Origin of the sequence: Sphaerisporangium rufum (genome assembly GCF_016863395.1) — a bacterium.
Lineage (GTDB): Bacteria > Actinomycetota > Actinomycetes > Streptosporangiales > Streptosporangiaceae > Sphaerisporangium > Sphaerisporangium rufum.
Genome location: NZ_BOOU01000069.1, coordinates 1 through 17,546, shown reverse-complemented (window position 1 = coordinate 17,546; position 17,546 = coordinate 1). Strand labels below are relative to the sequence as shown.

The 17,546-nt window shown below is 75.5% G+C and carries 14 protein-coding genes; 6 read left to right on the top strand and 8 right to left on the bottom strand.

The genetic code is table 11. From position 1 onward, the window contains the following. Positions 1 to 11 precede the first annotated feature (11 nt). On the top strand, positions 12 to 1,871 hold the full coding sequence (locus tag Sru01_RS25640) for a sigma factor-like helix-turn-helix DNA-binding protein (protein ID WP_203990513.1): 1,860 nt from the start codon (positions 12 to 14) through the stop codon (positions 1,869 to 1,871). 9 nt (positions 1,872 to 1,880) lie between these two features. Then, the gene (gene cysS / locus Sru01_RS25635) at positions 1,881 to 3,269 is read left to right on the top strand and encodes a cysteine--tRNA ligase (protein WP_203990512.1); all 1,389 of its coding nucleotides are present in this window, start codon (positions 1,881 to 1,883) and stop codon (positions 3,267 to 3,269) included. A 4-nt stretch (positions 3,270 to 3,273) separates the two neighbouring features. Here cysS and Sru01_RS25630 read toward each other — a convergent pair whose 3' ends face one another. From Sru01_RS25630 to mshB, 4 genes are all read right to left on the bottom strand, one after another. Further along, positions 3,274 to 4,266: an MBL fold metallo-hydrolase gene (locus Sru01_RS25630; protein WP_203990511.1), complete on the bottom strand. Its 993-nt coding sequence runs from the start codon at positions 4,264 to 4,266 to the stop codon at positions 3,274 to 3,276. A gap of 108 nt (positions 4,267 to 4,374) precedes the next feature. After that, positions 4,375 to 4,854: a hypothetical protein gene (locus tag Sru01_RS25625; RefSeq protein ID WP_203990509.1), complete on the bottom strand. Its 480-nt coding sequence runs from the start codon at positions 4,852 to 4,854 to the stop codon at positions 4,375 to 4,377. Between the two features lie 74 nt (positions 4,855 to 4,928). Continuing rightward, the gene (locus tag Sru01_RS25620) at positions 4,929 to 5,390 is read right to left on the bottom strand and encodes a DUF6113 family protein (protein WP_203990508.1); all 462 of its coding nucleotides are present in this window, start codon (positions 5,388 to 5,390) and stop codon (positions 4,929 to 4,931) included. A gap of 11 nt (positions 5,391 to 5,401) precedes the next feature. Next, positions 5,402 to 6,310, bottom strand: a complete 909-nt coding sequence (gene mshB, locus Sru01_RS25615) for an N-acetyl-1-D-myo-inositol-2-amino-2-deoxy-alpha-D-glucopyranoside deacetylase (protein WP_203990507.1) — start codon at positions 6,308 to 6,310, stop codon at positions 5,402 to 5,404. A 70-nt stretch (positions 6,311 to 6,380) separates the two neighbouring features. Here mshB and Sru01_RS25610 point away from each other — a divergent pair, with 70 nt between their 5' ends. Continuing rightward, the gene (locus Sru01_RS25610; RefSeq protein WP_203990506.1) at positions 6,381 to 8,450 is read left to right on the top strand and encodes a S9 family peptidase; all 2,070 of its coding nucleotides are present in this window, start codon (positions 6,381 to 6,383) and stop codon (positions 8,448 to 8,450) included. 196 nt (positions 8,451 to 8,646) lie between these two features. Here the strand turns inward: Sru01_RS25610 and Sru01_RS25605 are convergent, their stop codons facing one another. Next, a complete protein-coding gene (locus Sru01_RS25605) occupies positions 8,647 to 10,779 on the bottom strand; it encodes an ABC transporter ATP-binding protein (protein WP_239137732.1) in 2,133 nt (710 codons plus the stop codon). Positions 10,780 to 10,781: 2 nt separating this feature from the next. Continuing rightward, positions 10,782 to 12,473 carry an ABC transporter ATP-binding protein gene (locus Sru01_RS25600; RefSeq protein ID WP_203990505.1) on the bottom strand — a complete coding sequence of 564 codons (1,692 nt, stop codon included), beginning with the start codon at positions 12,471 to 12,473 and terminating at the stop codon, positions 10,782 to 10,784. A 169-nt stretch (positions 12,474 to 12,642) separates the two neighbouring features. On the opposite strand from Sru01_RS25600, the gene Sru01_RS25595 reads away from it, so the two are divergent. Together Sru01_RS25595 and Sru01_RS36650 are read left to right on the top strand one after the other, a co-directional pair. Then, positions 12,643 to 12,876: an RNA polymerase subunit sigma-70 gene (locus Sru01_RS25595; protein ID WP_203990504.1), complete on the top strand. Its 234-nt coding sequence runs from the start codon at positions 12,643 to 12,645 to the stop codon at positions 12,874 to 12,876. Between the two features lie 3 nt (positions 12,877 to 12,879). Further along, the gene (locus Sru01_RS36650; protein WP_507763322.1) at positions 12,880 to 13,434 is read left to right on the top strand and encodes a Clp protease N-terminal domain-containing protein; all 555 of its coding nucleotides are present in this window, start codon (positions 12,880 to 12,882) and stop codon (positions 13,432 to 13,434) included. Between the two features lie 145 nt (positions 13,435 to 13,579). Here Sru01_RS36650 and Sru01_RS25585 read toward each other — a convergent pair whose 3' ends face one another. Continuing rightward, positions 13,580 to 14,812: an aminopeptidase gene (locus tag Sru01_RS25585; protein ID WP_203990503.1), complete on the bottom strand. Its 1,233-nt coding sequence runs from the start codon at positions 14,810 to 14,812 to the stop codon at positions 13,580 to 13,582. Continuing rightward, entirely contained in the window at positions 14,809 to 16,098 is a 1,290-nt protein-coding gene (locus Sru01_RS25580; RefSeq protein ID WP_203990502.1) for an MFS transporter, read from the bottom strand. Before Sru01_RS25580 ends, Sru01_RS25585 begins: the two co-directional genes overlap by 4 nt. Positions 16,099 to 16,128: 30 nt before the next feature. On the opposite strand from Sru01_RS25580, the gene Sru01_RS25575 reads away from it, so the two are divergent. Beyond that, entirely contained in the window at positions 16,129 to 17,163 is a 1,035-nt protein-coding gene (locus Sru01_RS25575) for a DUF5937 family protein (RefSeq protein WP_203990501.1), read from the top strand. Positions 17,164 to 17,546 lie beyond the last annotated feature (383 nt).

Sequence of the window (17,546 nt, the reverse complement as noted above, 5' to 3'; positions counted from 1 at the left end):
GTTGGATCTTCATGAATCTGAGCCTGAGCGATATCGTGCCGCCGCTGCGCTGGACGGCACCGGAGCAGGTGGCGCCGATCGCGAGCGACCCCCGGCTGCCCGACGCGTGGTGGCTGGCGCTTCCGCTGGACCGCGCCTGCCTGATCATCGGAACCGCCCAGGTGGGGGCGCGGCTCACCGACCTGGTGGTGACCTGCTGGGGCCATCTGCCGCTCGGCGACAGCCTTCCCCTGCTGCGCGTGATCGACCCCGAGCGCAGCCTGCGCGCGCCGGGGTCCCGGGAGGCGGTGCAGCCGCTGGTCACCGGGATGCTCGCCCGGCTGATGGGGCCGGAGACCGCCGGCGAGCCGGAACCGGCGCCGGCGCCGCCGGCCACCCCCGAGCGGCCGGTGCCGGCGCTGATCGACGAGTTCTTCGCCGGGCTGGACGACCGGCAGCGGGCCATCGCCCGCGACCGGGTGTACGCCGAGCAGCGGGTGACGCTGGACGAGCTGGCCCAGCGGTTCTCGGTGACCCGCGAGCGGATCCGGCAGATCGAGCGCGACCTGCGCGACCACGTCCAGGCGCGGCTGGCCGCCCCGGAGGCGGCGCCGCTGACCGCGCACCTGACCTGGCTGCGCGGGCGGCTGGGCGCGGCCGTCCCGGCCGACGACCTGGCCGCGGCGGTGCCCTGGCACCGCGCCGAGCTGGCCACCCTGGGCATCCCGGCCTGGCGGTTCGTCCGCACCCTGCTGAGCGGGTACGAGCAGGTGGACGGCTGGCTGGTCGCCGGCGGCGCCGAGGACCTCAAGGAGCGCACCCGGCGGCTGTTCACCGGCGGGCCGGTGAAGCTGGCCGAGGCGGTCTCCATGGTCACCCGGCTCGGGGTGCGCGAGGACGTCGCCGAGCGCTGGCTGGCCGTGGTCCCGGCGCTGCGCATCCTGGACGGCCACCTGGTGCCGTGGCCGCGCAGCGTCAACGAGAAGGCCGAGGCGGTGCTGGCCGTCGCCGAGTCGCCGCTCAGCCCCGAGGAGATCCAGGCCCGCATCGGCGAGGACTACAGCCTGGTCGGCATCCGCAACCAGCTGACCGCGGACGAGCGGTTCATGCGGGTGGACCGCAACCGGTACGGCCTGACCCGCTGGGGCGGCGAGGAGTACATCGGCATCCGCGAGATGATCGTCCGGGAGATCGAGCGGGCCGGCGGCGAGGCGTCGGTGAACTCCGTCGTCGCCAACCTGACGACGCGTTACGAGGTCAGCGAGAGCTCGGTGCGGGCCTACGCGGGCGGGCCGGGCTTCGAGCGCACCCAGCGCGGCTGGATCCGGGTGGCCGACCCCGAGCAGGCCGAGGCCTACAGCCCGCGCCGCGACGTGTCGATGACCCGCCGGTCGTTCCGCAGCCGGGACGGGCGCTGGTGGCACCGGGTCGACGTCAACGCCGAGCACCTGCGCGGGTCGGGGTCGCCGCTGCCGACCGGGTTCGCCGCCCACCTGGGCATGGCGCCCGGCGGCTCGCTCACCACCTCCACCCCGTCCGGCGACGTGGTGATCAGCTGGCACAACCAGCCGACGATGGGCTCGATCCGGGCGGTGCTCGCCGACTACAACGCGAGCGAGGGCGACGCGATCTTCCTGACGGTGTCGGACGGCGGCGAGCTGCTGACCCGGTACCTGCCGCAGGCGGCCGCCGGGCTGCCGCCGATCAACATGGCGCTGCACCTGATCGGGTACACCGCACCGGTGGCGTCGGAGGCCGAGGCGCTGCGGCTGATCGGCGGGCGGGTCGGGCTGCCGGAGGGGGCGTCCCGCGAGGAGGTGCTGACCCGGCTGCGCGAGCGCGGCGACCGGGACATCCTGGCCTTCCTCGACCCGGCCGCCGGGTCGATCTAAGCTCGGGGCATGTTGCGGCTGTACGACACCCGGACCCGCCAGGTCGAGCCGATCGTCCCGGCGGGCGCCGGGGCGCTGCGCGTGTACGCCTGCGGGCCGACGGTCTACCGCTTCGCCCACGTCGGGAACCTGCGCTCCTACCTGCTGCCGGACCTGATGCGGCGGGTGCTGGAGCGGCACCGGATCCGCACGGTGGTCTGCCAGAACATCACCGACGTCGGGCATCTGGTGGACGACGACCAGATCGACCCGGCCGGCGAGGACAAGGTGCTCCAGCAGGCCCGCCGGGAGGGCCGCTCGGCGATGGACATCGCCCGGTTCTACGAGGACGCCTTCCGCCGGGACACCGCCGCGCTGAACATGCGCCCGCCGGAGTACACCCCGCGGGCGAGCGAGTCGATCGACCTGATGATCGACCTGATCGCCAAGCTGATCGACCTCGGCCACGCCTACCAGGTGGACGACGGCTCGGTGTTCTTCGCCGCCGAGAGCTTCCCCTCCTACGGCGAGATCTCCGGCAACCGGCTGGACGCGCTGCGCCCCGGGCACCGGGTGGCGGGGGTGGACCCGCGCAAGCGGTTCCACGCCGACTGGGCGCTGTGGAAGGGCTCGGACCGGGAGCTGACCTGGGACGCCCCGTGGGGCCGCGGCTTCCCCGGCTGGCACACCGAGTGCTCGGCCATGTCGCTGCGGTTCCTCGGCGAGCGCATCGACGTGCACACCGGCGGCAAGGACCTGCGGTTCCCGCACCACGAGGACGAGCGCGCCCAGTCCGACGCCGCCGCCGGCCACGAGGTGGTCCGGCACTGGGTGCACGGCGAGCACCTGCTGTTCGACGGGCGCAAGATGGCCAAGTCCACCGGCAACGTGGTGCTGCTGCCGGACGTGGCCGAGGCCGGGCTGGACCCGCTGGCGGTGCGGCTGGCGCTGCTGGAGCACCGCTACCGGCAGCAGATGAACCTCACCTGGGACACCTTGCGGGCGGCCGATCGCACGCTGCGGCGCTGGCGGCGGCGGGTCGCCGAGTGGGCCGAGTCGCCGAGCCGGCCGATGAGCGCCCCGCACGCCGAGCGCGCCATGGCGGCGTTCGACGACGACCTGGACACGCCGGCGGCGCTGCGGGTGCTGCGCGAGCTGGAGCGGGACGAGCAGGTGGCGCCCGGGTCGCGGTTCGAGACGTTCCTGCACCTGGACCAGGTGCTCGGCCTGGACCTGGCCGCCGAGGTCGGCCGGGCGCCGGCGGCCGTGCCGCTGCCGGCGGGTGCGGCCGAGCTGCTCGAGGCCCGCGCCAAGGCCCGGGAAGCCCGGGACTGGCCGGCCGCCGACCGGCTGCGCGACGAGCTGGCCGCCCTCGGCGTCGCCGTCGCGGACACCCCGCAGGGCCAGACCTGGTCCTGAGGCGTCAGGTGAGCAGGCGGGTCTCGCCGATGGCGAGGTCCCACAGGTCGGCGCGGTTGCGGCCGGCGGCGCTCCACGCGGCGCGGGCCTCGTGCAGCGGCGCCATCAGCGGCTCGCCGGACAGCACGAACGTGCCCCAGTGCATGGTGGCCATCCGCCGGGCGCCGACGTCGGCGCACGCCTGTACGGCCTCGGCCGGGTCCAGGTGCGAGACGTGCATGAACCAGCGCGGCTCGTAGGCGCCGACCGGCATCAGCGCCAGGTCGATTCCGGGGTATCGCTCGCCGATGAGCCGCAGGCGCTCGCCGTAGGCGGTGTCGCCGGCGAAGTACACCCGGTGGCCGGGCGCGCTCAGCACCCAGCCGCCCCACAGCGACCGGCAGGTGTCGAACATCGACCGGCGGCTCCAGTGGTGGGCCGGCACGAAGTCGAAGTCCACCTCGCCGATCCGGGCGCTCTCCCACCAGTCCAGCTCGGTGACGTTGGTGAAGCCGCGCCGGGTGAACCAGCGGCCGAGGTTGGCCGGGACGAACAGCGGGGTGTGCCGCGGCAGTCGGCGCATCGTCGGGGCGTCCAGGTGGTCGTAGTGGTTGTGACTGATCACGACGGCGTCCACCGGGGGCAGCTCGCTCCAGGCCAGCCCCGGCGGGGTGAGCCGCTGCCGCACCCCGGGGATCTTGCGGGACCAGACCGGGTCGGTCAGCACGGTCAGCCCGCCGATGCGCACGATGTAGGTGGCGTGTCCCACCCAGGTGACGCCGGTCTGGCCCGGGCCCACCGGCGGCAGGCCGGCCCGCAGTACCGGGATGCGGTCGGCGTCCCCGACGTCCGGCCGGAACCCGCCGTGCCAGGTGACGCTGACGACCTCGCGGAAGTCCGGGATCGGGCAGGTCAGCCGGTCCCGGAAGTCGGCCGGCCAGCTGCGCTCGGCCGGCGGCGCCGCCGGGGCGGCCGGCGGCGCGCTCGGGGGGACCTCGGGGCGGACGGTGTGCGACATGTGACCCTCCTGGTACGTGGCCGGCTGGAGGCGGGCGTCCGCCGGGCGGACTCCCTGGCATGGATCATGCCCCGTGCCCGGAAAACATGCCTTGTACGTGCGGTCCGGTCATACCACCCCCTTCCCATCAAGATCGTCCGACGGGCCGGGGGCCGGCCCGCCTGCTTCCAGGGTGCGCCTTCGCCATCGGGACGGGTGCCGCGGGTAGCCCCCCTCGTCCAGATCGGCCAGGCGTTCGAAGACGTTCCAGGACGCCGGGTGCCCGCACAGCGCGAACGAGACCGCCACCGCCAGCAGGTAGAGCGGGAGCATCGGCAGGCCGGCGCAGCAGGCCCACTGGGTGGCGTGCCGGGCCTCGTGGCGCAGCAGGGCACCGGTCAGGTACCCGTCGGGCCGTGCGGTGATCACGACGTTGCCGACGGTGAAGGCCCCGGCCACCGGGAAGCGGATGCGGTAGCCGTGGGCGTACAGCAGGCCGTGCTCGCCGCGGCGCACCCGCGCCCGGCCGGCCACCGCGATGAGCAGTCCGAGCGGGGTGGCGAGGTTCGCGTAGTTGATCACCTGCCGCACCCGGTGCCGTCCGCGCATACCCCGATTGTCACCCGGCCGCCCGCCGGGCGACAGCCCCGCCGGCGCGCCGCCCGCCCGCGGGGCGGCGCCGCTCAGGCGGGGTTGCCGTCGGAGAAGCCGATCGACGACCGCCCCAAGGGCCGCTCGCGCAGCAGCCAGGAGCCGGAGGACGGGGTGAGCAGCACCGCGGCCACCATCGCCAGCGCCCCGCAGCCCAGATACCAGTAGCCGGAGGCGTCCGCGGCCACCACCAGGTCGCCCTCGGGCCGCATCACCGAGAAGGCCAGCGAGGCGAGCATCCATCCGCTGCCGGTGACGAAGGGGGCCAGCTTGGTGCCCATCAGCCGCCCGGCGCCGTACAGCAGCCCGAACAGCGCGGCGGCCAGCAGGACGGGCACCAGCGGCGCCACCCCGGCCGGCTGCCAGGCGTGCTGCAGCCCGGCCACCACGCCGTAGACGACACCGAGCACGAAGAGCAGGCCGTAGGCGGCGCCGCTGACCACCGGGCCCGGCTCGGGCGCCGGCGGGGTGGGCTCGACCTGCTCGTCCTCCATGGGCAGCCAGGCTAGCCGATGCCGGCGAACAGGTCGTCCTCCCGCTCCGACGGCTCGCCGAGGCCGCCCGCCTCCACCGGCACGGGGCGGCCGGCCGGCCCGCGCTCGCCCCGGGCCAGGATGTAGTGCTCCACGCCCAGCGGGTCCTCCCCCATCCGGGTGGAGATCGCGAACCACGGCGCGGACATGTCGATCTGCGAGCGGTGGGCGCGCATGGCCTCCAGCTTGGCCCCGGCGTACGCCCGCGCGTCGATCTCGGCGGTGACGTCCGCGTCAGGCACGCCGAACGGCATGTCGTCCACCGTCTCCTCGGTGAAGAAGTCGAAGTCGGTGCCGCGCATCGCCTCGGCCATCCGGCGCATCGACGACTTGGTCATGGTCGTGAAGTACACCTTGGCGATCGTCCACGGCTCGCCGGCGCCGAACGCGGCGTCGGCGGCCAGCTCGGCGGCCCGCACCGCGACCCGGTGCGCCTGGATGTGGTCGGGGTGGCCGTAGAAGCCGTTGTCGTCGTAGGTCACCAGCACCTGGGGGCGGACCTCGCGGATGACCGGCACCAGCTCGCCGGCCGCCTCGTCCAGGTCGGCGCGCCAGAACGCCCGCGGGTGGTCGTTGGTGGCCTCCCCCATCATGCCGGAGTCGCGCCAGCGGCCGGGGCCGCCCAGGAAGCGGTGGTCGTCGACCCCCAGGGCCTTGCAGGCCGCCTCCAGCTCGGTCACCCGGTGCTCGCCGAGGCGGTCCTCGCGGGCGGAGGCCAGGTGCGCGAGGTCGGGGGCGACGATCTCGCCCTCCTCACCGAGGGTGCAGGTCACCAGGATGACCCGGGCCCCCTCCGCGGCGTATTTCGCCATCGTGGCCCCCGTACCGCTCGTCTCGTCATCGGGGTGGGCGTGCACCAGCAGCAAACGGCGATCGGTCATGCGCTAGAGGCTATCCCCAGGCCCGCCCGTGGGGCATCCTTGTTTCTCCCCACCTGGCAGGATGAGGGTCATGAGTGACAGCTTCCCGCGCCTTTACGCCAGGACCCGCCGGTTCACCCTCGGGACGCCGCGCGGCTTCACCATCACCCCGGACGGCGGCCGCGTGCTGTTCCTGCGCGGCGGCTCGGGCACCGACCCGGTGAACCGCCTGCTGGAGCTGGACCTCGACACCGGCGCCGAGCGGGTGCTGGTCGACCCGGCCGATCTCGGCGGCGCCGACGAAGATCTGCCCGCCGAGGAGCGGGCCCGGCGCGAGCGGGCCCGGGAGCAGGCGGGCGGCGTGGTCGGCTACGCCGTCGACGCGGCGGTCACCATCGCGGTGTTCACGCTGTCCGGCGGGCTCTACCTGGCCGACCTGGAGTCCGGCGCGGTGCGGCGGCTGGCGACCCCCGGCCCGGTGATCGACCCGCGGCTGTCGGCCGACGGTGCCCGCGTCGCCTACGTCACCGGGGGCGCGCTGCGCGTCCAGGAGATCGCCTCCGGCGCCGACCGCGCGCTGGCCGAGCCGGAGGGCGCCGGCGTCACCTACGGCCTGGCCGAATTCGTGGCGGCCGAGGAGCTGGAACGGCTGCGCGGCCACTGGTGGTCCCCGGACGGCACCGCGATCCTGGCCGAGCGGGCCGACGACTCCCCGGTGCAGCGGTGGCACATCGCCGACCCGGCCAACCCGGCCCGCCCGCCGGTCGAGGTGGCCTACCCGTCGGCCGGCACGCCCAACGCCACCGTCGAGCTGTTCGTGATAGGGCTGGACGGCTCGCGGGTCCCGGTCCCGTTCGACGACGAGTACCTGGTCACCGCGGTGTGGGACCGGCACGGCCCGCTGATCGTCACCATGCCGCGCGACCAGCGGACCATCCGCGTGCTGGCCGTCGACCCGGCCACCGGCGCCACCGAGGTGATCCGCCAGGACACCGACCCGGCGTGGGTCGACGTGGTCCCCGGGGTGCCGGCCAGGCTGGCCGACGGCACCCTGCTGTGGACCGCCGACGACGGCGGCGCCCGCCGGCTGTTCGCCGGCGACGTGCCGGTCACCCCGCCCGGGCTGCAGGTGCGCGACGTGGCCGGGGTGGACGGCGACACCGTGCTGTTCCGGGCGAGCGGCGCCGAGCCCACCGAGATCCACCTGTGGACCTGGTCACCGGCCGGCCTCACCCCGGTCACCACCGAGCCGGGGGTGCACGCGGGCCGGCTGTCCGGCGGCACCCTGCTGGTCGCCCGGCAGGAGCTCGGCTCGCCGGCCACCACGGTCGACGTCCGCCGCGGCGACCGCCGGGCGCGGATCGCCTCGCTGGCCGAGCGCCCGAGGCTGGAGCCGCGGGTCGCGCTGGTCCGGGCCGGCGAGCGGGAGCTCGCCACCGCGGTGCTGCTGCCCACCGGGCACGTCCCCGGCTCGCGGCGGCTGCCGGTGCTGATGGACCCCTACGGCGGCCCGCACGCCCAGCGCGTCCTGGCCGCCGGCCGGATGTTCCTGGAGCCGCAGTGGTTCGCCGACCAGGGGTTCGCGGTGATCATCGCCGACGGGCGCGGCACCCCGGGCCGCGGGCCGGCGTTCGAGCGCGAGCTGCGCCACGACGTGCCCGGCCCGGTGCTGGAGGACCAGGTCGACGCGCTGCACGGCGTCGCGCAGCTCTACCCCGACGACCTGGACCTGTCCCGGGTGGCGATCAAGGGCTGGTCGTTCGGCGGCTACCTGGCCGCGCTGGCGGTGCTGCGCCGCCCGGACGTCTTCCACGCGGCCGTCGCCGGAGCGCCGGTCAGCGACTGGCGGCTGTACGACACCGCCTACACCGAGCGGTACCTGGGCCACCCGGACGAGCGGCCGGACGCCTACGAGCGGGTCTCGCTGCTCGGCGACGCCGAGAAGCTGTCCCGGCCGCTGATGCTGATCCACGGGCTGGCCGACGACAACGTGGTCGCCGCGCACACCCTGCGGCTGTCGTCGGCGCTGCTGGCCGCCGGCCGCCCGCACACCGTGCTGCCGCTGTCCGGCGTCACCCACATGACCCCGCAGGAGGTGGTGGCGGAGAACCTGCTGCACCTGCAGGTGGACTTCCTGAAGAAGTCCCTCGGCATCTCCTGACGGCAGGGAAGCGAGCCGGCACGCCGTCCTGGTGCCGGCTCGTCTTCTTTCCCCGGCCCCTGCCGCCCGGGCAGGGCGGTCCTCGATGGCAGGGACGCTGCCCGCTGCGTCCGGGTGCCGGCTCGTCTTCTTTCCCGGTCCCTACCCGGTGTCCGGTACGTCCGGGGCCGCACCGGCCCGAGGGCGCCGGGCCGGGTCAGCGCGGGGTGCCGTGCCAGCTGCGCCACAGCGCGGCGTAGGCGCCGCCCGCGGCGACCAGCTCGTCGTGCGAGCCCAGCTCGCTGATCCGGCCGTCCTCGACCACGGCCACCCGGTCGGCGTCGTGCGCGGTGTAGAGCCGGTGCGCGATGGCGATCACCGTCCGGCCGGCCAGCACCGCGGCCAGCGAGCGCTCCAGGTGCCGGGCCGCGCGCGGGTCGATCAGCGAGGTGGCCTCGTCCAGCACCAGGGTGTGCGGGTCGGCGAGCACCAGCCGGGCCAGCGCGAGCTGCTGGGCCTGCGCGGGCGACAGGGTGAACCCGCCGGAGCCGACCGCGGTGTCCAGCCCCTCGGGCAGCTCGGCCACCCAGTCGGCGGCGTCCACCGCGGCCAGCGCCGCGGCCACCTGGCCGTCGTCGGCGCCGGGCCGGCCGATCAGCACGTTCTCTCGTACCGTGCCGCGGAACATGTGGTGCTCCTGGGTCACCAGGGCCACGTGGCCGCGCAGCTCGTCCAGCGGCAGCTCCACCAGCGGCACCCCGCCGACCGTCACCGCGCCGGTGCGCGGGCCGTGGATGCCCGCCAGCAGCCGGCCCAGCGTCGACTTGCCCGCCCCGGACGGCCCGACCATGGCGAGCCGCTCGCCCGGCGCCACCCGCAGCGAGACGCCGTGCAGCACGTCGGTGCCGGGCCGGTAGGCGTACCGGACGTCCCGGGCGGCGATCTCCTCGCCCGCGGGGCGGTCCTGGCCCGCGTCCCGGTCGTCGGGCACGTTGGCCACGCCGAGCAGCCGGGCCATGGAGGCGCCGCCCACCTGCAGCTCGTCCACCCAGGACAGCAGCCGGTCCAGCGGGTCGATGAGCTGCTGGACGTACAGGGTGGCCGCGGTCACCTGGGCCAGCGACACCCAGCCGTTCAGGTAGAACAGGCCGCCGCCCAGCAGGGTCGCCGTCACCGGCAGCACGTAGCCGAACTCCACCGCCGGGAACCACACCGTGCGCAGGCCCAGCGTGTACCGCTCGGCCGCCCAGGACCGGGCGATGTCCCGGTCGGTGCGCTCGTGGCGGCGCCGGCGCAGGCCGAACGCCTCGACGGTCCGCGCGCCCTCGACGGTCTCGGTGAGCCCTTCGGTGATCTCGGCGTAGGCGGCGTTCTCCCGCAGATAGCCGTCCCGGGCCCGCTTCAAATACCACCGGGTGGCGTACCACAGCAGCGGTACCGCGGCCAGCGACGGCAACATCAGCAGCGGGCCGACCAGGGCGAGCGCACCGAGCACGAACGCCCCGGCCACCACCGCGATCAGCGTCTCGGGCACGGCGTGCCGCACGGTGCGCGCCAGCGCGTCCACGTCCCGCGAGGTGCGGGTCACCAGGTCGCCGGAGCCGGCCCGCTCCACGGTCGACAGCGGCAGCGCCAGCACCCGGTCGACGAACTCCTCGCGCAGCTCGGCCAGCACCTTCTCGCCCAGCCGGGCCGAGACGTACACCGCGTACCTGATCAGGACGGCCTGGGCGACGACGAAGGCGGCGATGGCCAGCGCCACGGTGTCCACGTCGGTGCCGGTGCCGTCCCGCACGCCCTGCACCAGCTCGCCGAGCAGCCGCGGCGCGACCAGGCCGGCCACCGCGGCGAGCCCGTGCAGGCCGAGCGCGAGCGCCAGCCGGCGCGGGTACTTCAGGGTGAGCCGCCGCGCGTACGCCCGCACCTGCGCCTCGTCGGCCACCGGCAGGATCGCCCGCCCCCCGGCGGCCCCGCCGTCGCCGGAGCCGGCCGCACCCGAACCGGCCGGATCGGAGCCGGTCTGATCGGAGCCGGTCTGATCGGAGCCGCCGGAGCCGGCCGCCGGAACCTCGCCCGGCGGAGCGGGCTCGGCGGCGAGGTCCGTGCCGGGCGGCGCCGCGGTCCCGGAGCCGGCGGTCCCCTCGTCCGGCCCGGGCGCGTCGGTCCGGACCGCACCCCCGAGCGCGGTCCGGACGTCCTCGGCGCCGGGCGCGCCCGGGGCGTGCCCGGCGGTCTCCCCGGCCGGCGCGATCCGCGCGGCGTCCTGGGCGGCGTCCGCCGCGAGGTCGCCGGCCACGGCGCGCTCGTCCATCCGGCCGGCGTCGGCGCCGGCCTGCTGCCGCAAGCTCACGATCAGTCCTCTCCGCGGGTCACTGTCGCGGTGTAACCGGGTTCGGCGGCGAGCAGCTCGCGGTGCGTGCCCTCGGCGCGCACCCGGCCCTCCGCCAGGTAGATCACATGGTCGGCCCGGTCGAGTACGAGCGGGCTGGTGGTGCACACCAGGGTGGTCCGGCCCGACCGGGCGGCGCCGAGCCGCTCGGCGATCCGGGCCTCGGTGTGCGCGTCCACCGCGCTGGTCGGCTCGACCAGCACCAGCACCTCGGGGTCGGTGAGCAGCGCGCGGGCCAGCCGCAGCCGCTGCTGCTGCCCGCCGGAGAACTCCCGGCCGGACTCGGCGACGTGCGAGGCCAGGCCGTCGGGCAGCGCGTCCACCACGTCCTGCGCGCACGCCTCGTCCAGCACGCGCCGGATGTCGTCGTCGGTGGCGGTGCCGGCCACGTCGAGCTGCTCGCGCAGCGGGCCGGTGAACAGCCGGGCGCCGTTGTCGGCCACCAGGATCCGCCGCCGGACCTCCGCCGGGCGCAGCGCCGCCAGCGGCACGCCGCCGTAGGTCACGTCGCCGTCGACGTAGCGGCCGAGCCGCTCGGCGACCTCGGTGGCCTCCTCGGGGGTCGCCGCGGCCAGCGCGGTGAGCCGGCCCGGCCGCACGATGACGCCGGACGTCTCGTCGACCAGGTCGCCGCCCTCGGTGGTCGCCTCGCCGGGGCCGCCGATCTCCGGCTCCAGGCTGAGGATGCGCACCACGCGCCGGGCCGAGACGTGGCCCTTGGTCAGCTTGTCGGCCGCCTCGGTGAGGGTGCGCAGCGGGCCCACCAGGAACAGGGCGTACCCGTAGAAGGCGACCAGCTGCCCGACGGTGATCGTGCCCTCCAGGGCGTAGTGCGCGCCGCGCCAGGTGAGGAACGCGATGAGCAGGCCGGGCAGCAGCAGCTGGACGCCTTCCAGCGTGGCGTCGACCGAGGCGACCCGCACCCCGGCGTGGCGCACCCGCTGCGACTCCTGCCGGTAGCGGTCGGCGAAGACCTGCTCGCCGCCGATGCCGCGCAGCACCCGCAGGCCGGCGACGATGTCGGTGGCCCGGGTGGCCAGGTCGCCCTGCAGCTCGCGCTGCTCGTGCTGGCGCCGGTGCAGCGGGCGCAGCAGCGGGGCGACCAGCAGCGCCATCAGCGGCACGCCGAGCAGCACCAGCAGGCCGAGCTGCGGCGAGGTGGCGATCAGGATGACGGTGACCGCCGCGATCGCGACCACCGAGCCCGACCCGCGCGGCAGGATCTCCATCGAGTTGCCGATGTGGGCGATGTCGGAGTTGCCGACGCTGACCACCTCGCCGGTGGACAGCCGCTTGGGCAGCGTCGCGCCGAGCCGGGTGGCCTGCCGCACGGTCACCTGCACGGTGCGGTACGCGGCCGACAGCCAGATGAAGACCGCCATCCGGTGGCGCATGACGCCGGAGAACGCGGTCACCACGCCGAGCCCGAGCAGCACCCCCGACCAGCGGCCCAGCTGGGCCGCGTCCTGCGCGGTCAGGCTGTCGATGGCCTTGCCGACGACCATGGGAACCAGCGCCTGCGCCAGCCACCACGCCACGGCGAAGCCGATGCCGGCGACCAGCGACCGGCCCTGGGTGCGGGTGACCCACCACAGGTACCGGAACGGGCTGCGGGCATCGGGAACGCCGGGATCGGCGACGGGAAGGGAGCGCATAGCCCTCCCAGGCTGTCTCACCGGGCGGTACCGCGGCAATCGATTTTCTGGTCAATAACCTGCTGACCTGCACTTATACCGTGTCCGATCCGCCGCTCCCGCCGGGGCGCCGCATCACGATCGTCAACCGTGGTTGACACCTGCGTCTTCGTCAACTTAAATTGACGACATGAGCGATACGGCACGGCTCGCCGCGGATGCGAGCAGCCGGGATCCGTCCGTCGGCCTGCGGGCCGTACGCGCGCTGCGGGTCCTGGTCGAACGGCTGGAGGCCCTCCAGGTCGACAACGCCCGGGACCAGGGCTGGTCCTGGCAGGACATCGCGGTGCTACTCGGCGTGAGCAAGCAGGCGGTGCACAAGAAGTACGCGGGCGGCCGCGGACTGCTACGGAAGGAGAGGTAGGCCATGTTCGAACGCTTCCACCAGGACGCCCGGCAGGCGGTGGTCCTGGCCCAGGCCGAGGCCCGGCTGCTGGACGACGAGCACATCGGCACCGAGCACGTGCTGCTCGGCCTGCTCCGGCAGCCGGACTCGGTGGCCGGGCGGGTGCTGGTCGGGCACGGCCTGGACCACGACCGGGTGGCCGACCGGATCGGCCGCCTCCGCACCACCGGGCGCCGGGCCGACGAGCTGGACGCGGCGGCCCTGGAGAGCATCGGCATCGACCTCGACAGCGTCCGGGAGAAGGTCGAGGCCACCTTCGGCCCGGGCGCGCTGGACCGGGCGCCGCGCGCCCGCCGCCGGCGCTTCGGCGGGCACATCCCCTTCACCAAGCGTGCCAAGAAGGTGCTCGAACTCTCGCTGCGCGAGGCCGTCAACCTCCGGCACGACCACATCGGCACCGGCCACATCCTGCTCGGCATGATCCGCGAGGGCCAGGGCCTGGCCGCCCGCGTCCTGGTCGACCTGGACGTCGACCTGCAGGAACTCCGCACCGCCACCCGCGCCGCCATGACCTGAGCGAACGCCACCGGCGGGTGTTCGCCGCCATCCTCACCCTCCGGCGACGAGCCGGACCATACCGGAGGCGGCCACCCGCGGCCCGGCCCTCACGCGCGGGCGAAGGGCCGGATCCGGCCGGAGGCGTTCACCTACATCGTCACGGTCAGCCGAGGGCCCAGGCACCGTCCTCAAGGATGGTCGTCTCGCCGCCCCCGCCGGCCCGGCGGCCCCGGACGGTCAGCCCGGGCCCGCCCATCATGAAGTCGACGTGCACCTTGGAGAAGTTCACCCCCCGGCCGGCCAGGGTGGCGTCGTCGATCTCCCGCCAGTCCGCGAACGCGGTCGGGATGCCTCCGCCCCACGCGATGTGACAGGTCGCGTTCTCGTCCAGCAACGTGTCCCGGTAGACGGTGCCGAGCCGGCCGATGCGGGAGGTGGTGCCGTCCACCAGCGCCACCTCGCCGAGACGGCCCGCGCCCGGCACGTCCGCCAGCTGCCGGGCGACGGTGTCCCGGCCGGTCCGCGCGTCCACCTCGACGACCCGGCCGCCGGCCAGCCGCAGCCACAGATCCTCCACCACGACGCCGCCCAACGCGAGCGGGCGGGTGGCGCTGACCACGCCCTCGGCCCGCTCGCGGTGCGGCGTCGTGAACACCTCCTCGGTCGGCAGGTTCAGCACGTTGACCGAACCGTCCGGCATGTCGTGCGCGGAGATCGTCCAGCGGGCCTCAGGGATGAGCCCGACCCGCAGGTCGGTGCCCGGCCCGGTGTAGTGCAGCTCGTCGAACCCGGCCTCGGTGAGCAGCGCCGCCCGGTGGCGCAGCAGGTCCAGGTGCTCGCGCCAGGCCGCCACCGGGTCCGGCTCGTCCAGGCGCAGGAAGTGCTCCAGGTCCCGCCACAGCCGCTCGACGTCCGGCTCGCCGTACACGCCGCGCGCCCAGGCGGCGGTCGGGTAGGCGGCGATCGTCCAGGCGACCAGCCCCCGGCTCTGCACCCGGAACCGGGAGGCCAGGGCGGGCATCCGGTCCATCCCGGCGCGCGCCGGATCCAGGCCGGCCAGCAGCTCCGGGTCCGGATCGCCGGTGATGTTGACCAGCGCGCCGCCGCGTTCGGCCAGGTCCTCGTACCGCCGGTCCAGCCACGGCGGGGTCCGGCCGAGCGACTCCGGCGCCGCGTGCCGCACCCGGGACGCCTTGGCGTGCGGGTCGAAGTACCAGATGTCCACGTAGCCGGCGCCGTGCCGGTAGGCCGCCTCGGCGATCGCCCGGGCCAGCGGCGCGTGCTCCACCAGGGCGTTGATCGCCAGATCCTGTCCCGGGCGCAACACCACCCCGGTCTCCAGGATCACCCGCGCGTAGCGGTCCAGCCGCGCACCCGCATCCGTGTCGTTCGTCATCGTTCTCCTTCTTCGTGAGATCCGGACCGGCCCGCCGGCCCGCCACGTTCCATTTCCGGACCCGGCGGTTCGCCGCGCCCGGCCGGTCCGCCGCCGGCGGCGCGTGCCCGCCGGGGCGCCGCACGGCGCAGGGCGGGGACGGCGCCGAGCGCGGCCAGCGCGACCAGGCCGGCGGCCGCGAACATGACCGGCAGCCCGGCCGCCGCGCCCAGCACGCCCAGGCCGAGCCCCGACAGCACGAACCCCACGTCGTAGGCCGCGGTGACCGCCGCGATCGCCGGCAACCGGTCGTGCGGCGGCGCAGCGCGCAGCGCCAGCGACGTCAGCGCGGGGAACGCGACGCTCTGCCCCGCCGCCAGCAGCAGCGCCGCGGCGACGGTGACCACCAGCGCGGTGCCGGTGGACAGCAGCAGCAACGCCGCCCCGGTGGCGGCCACGCTCGCCACGGTCACCGCGACCGGGTCCAGCCGGTCCAGCCGGGGCCCGGCCAGTGCCCGGCCGGCCAGCGTGCCCGCGGCGCACACCCCGAGTTCCAGCGCGGCGCCCGGCCGGCCGGTGCCCAGCACGTACAGGCCGACGAACGTGCCGAATGCCACCGGCCCCGCGGTGACCAGCACGCACACCACCGCCGGCCCCACCGCCCCGCGCGGCACCCACCCCGCCCGCGCGGACCGGCCGGTGCGATCCGCCCGATCCGCGGCCTCCGGCCGGGACTGGGGAACCGCGGCGGCCAGGGCGGTCGCGACCACGCCGGCCGCGGCGGCGGCCGCCCACACCACGGCCAGCCCGAAGCGGGCCTGGAGCAGCTCCGCCGCCACCGGCCCGGCGAGCAGCCCGCCGTAGACCATCAGGGTGAGCCGGCTCACCGCCGCCGCGCGCCGCCCCTCCGCCGCGTCCTGGTCGGCGGCGGCCACCGCGACCAGCAGGAACACCCCGTCGGCGGCACCCGCCACCGCGCGGGCCGAAAGCAGCGGGACGGCGTGCCCGATTCCCAGGTGGGCGGCGATGGCGGCGGCCAGCAGCCCGGCGGCACCGGATAGCGCCGCACGGCGCGGCCACCGGCCGATCCGGCGGGCCAGCGGCAGCCGTACCAGCAGCGAGACGACGCTGAACACCGCCGCCGCGGCCCCGACCAGGGCCGGGTCCCCGCCGAGCGGCCCGGCCACGAACCGCGGGGTCGCCGGCAGGGTCATCCCGATCGCGACGAAGTACGCCGCGGTCGCCCCGGGCAGCGCGGCGGCGCGCAGCCGCCGGCTCAGGGCGGTCGCTCCGGCGGTCGTCGGCATGCGTGGCACAATGCGGCCACGGGCAAGGAGGTGGCCAACGGTTCGGCCCAGACCGAACTCACCCGGATGCTGACGCTGACCCTCACCGACCAGGACCTGCTGCGGGTCCGCTTCGCCGTCTCGCCGCTGTGGGAGACGCTGGCACTGGTACGCGCCCACCTCAGCCCGGTGCCCGGCGAGCCGGCGGTCGACCGGTTCGTCGCCCGCCACCGGCCCCGGCTGGCCGCGATCGACCTCTCGCTGCTGCCCGACCTGCTCACCCACCAGGGCTACGTCCCCGACTTCCTCACCCCGCCCCCGCCCGGCCCGTCGACCGACCCCGAGCAGCCGTTCGCCGACGAACTCGATCGGCTGCTCGCCACCCCGCCGGAGGTGGTGGCCAGGGAGATCGGCCGGGTGCACCGCGAGCGGCCGGCGGCCGGTCCGGCCCGCGCGCTGGACCGGCCCGACCAGGTGACCCGGCAACTCGGCGCCGCCGTCTCCCGCGTCTGGACGGCGGTGCTCGCGCCGAACTGGCGGCGGGTCCGCGACATCCTGATGGCCGACGTGTCGGCGCGCGGGCGGCATCTGGTGGCCGCCGGCATCGAGCAGGTGGCCGGCCGGCTCCACCCGGACATCACCTGGCGGCCCGGGGCGCTGATGGTGCGTGGCCCGGGTACGGCCGTGCACCACGCGGACGGCCGCGGCCTGCTGCTGGTGCCGAGCCTCTTCAACGGCCCGCATCCGACGCTGCTGCTGGACCGGCCCTGGCAGCCGGCGCTCTTCTACCCGGCCCGCGGCCGCGGCGACCTGGCCCGGCCCGCCGCCGAGCCGTCCGCGGCGCTGGTGACGCTGCTCGGCCGCACCCGGGCCCGGCTGCTGGCCGAGGCGGCGGCGGGGGTCACGACCGGCGCGGCGGCCCGGCGGCTCGGGCTGGCCAAGGGGACGGTGTCGGAGCACCTGCACGCGCTGCGCGACTGCGGTCTCATCTACCCGGTCCGCGACGGCCGCTTCCTCCGCTACGAGCTGACCGCCACCGGCGCCGCCCTCACCGGCCCACCCGCCGGCGGCCCGTCCACCCGCTGACCGCGCCGGCCCGCGGGCGTCGCGAGAGGGCGTGATGCGTGCGGGGGGAGCCGAAGGCCACTGCCTGGCGGGGTCTCATCGCGGCCGGCCGGGCGCGGTCATCATTACCGCGCTTTCCGTGCCGTTCTCTCGCGGTGGTGCGAAGTCCTGTTCAGTACGGGCGGTGGTCGGCGCCCCTTCGGAGCCGTTTCTCCGCCGGTCTTTCTGGCTACGGCGGGTCGGATCTCCGGTCTTTCTTGCCTTTGTGATCTTCTGTTCTGCAAACCGGACGACGGGTCGAGATGTTTTCGTTCGCATTCAGTCCCAGGTGGTACCGGCGGTGCGGGAGAACGAATCCCAGGTGGTGCCGGCGGAACGGGAATCCCAGGTGGTGCCCGCGCTGC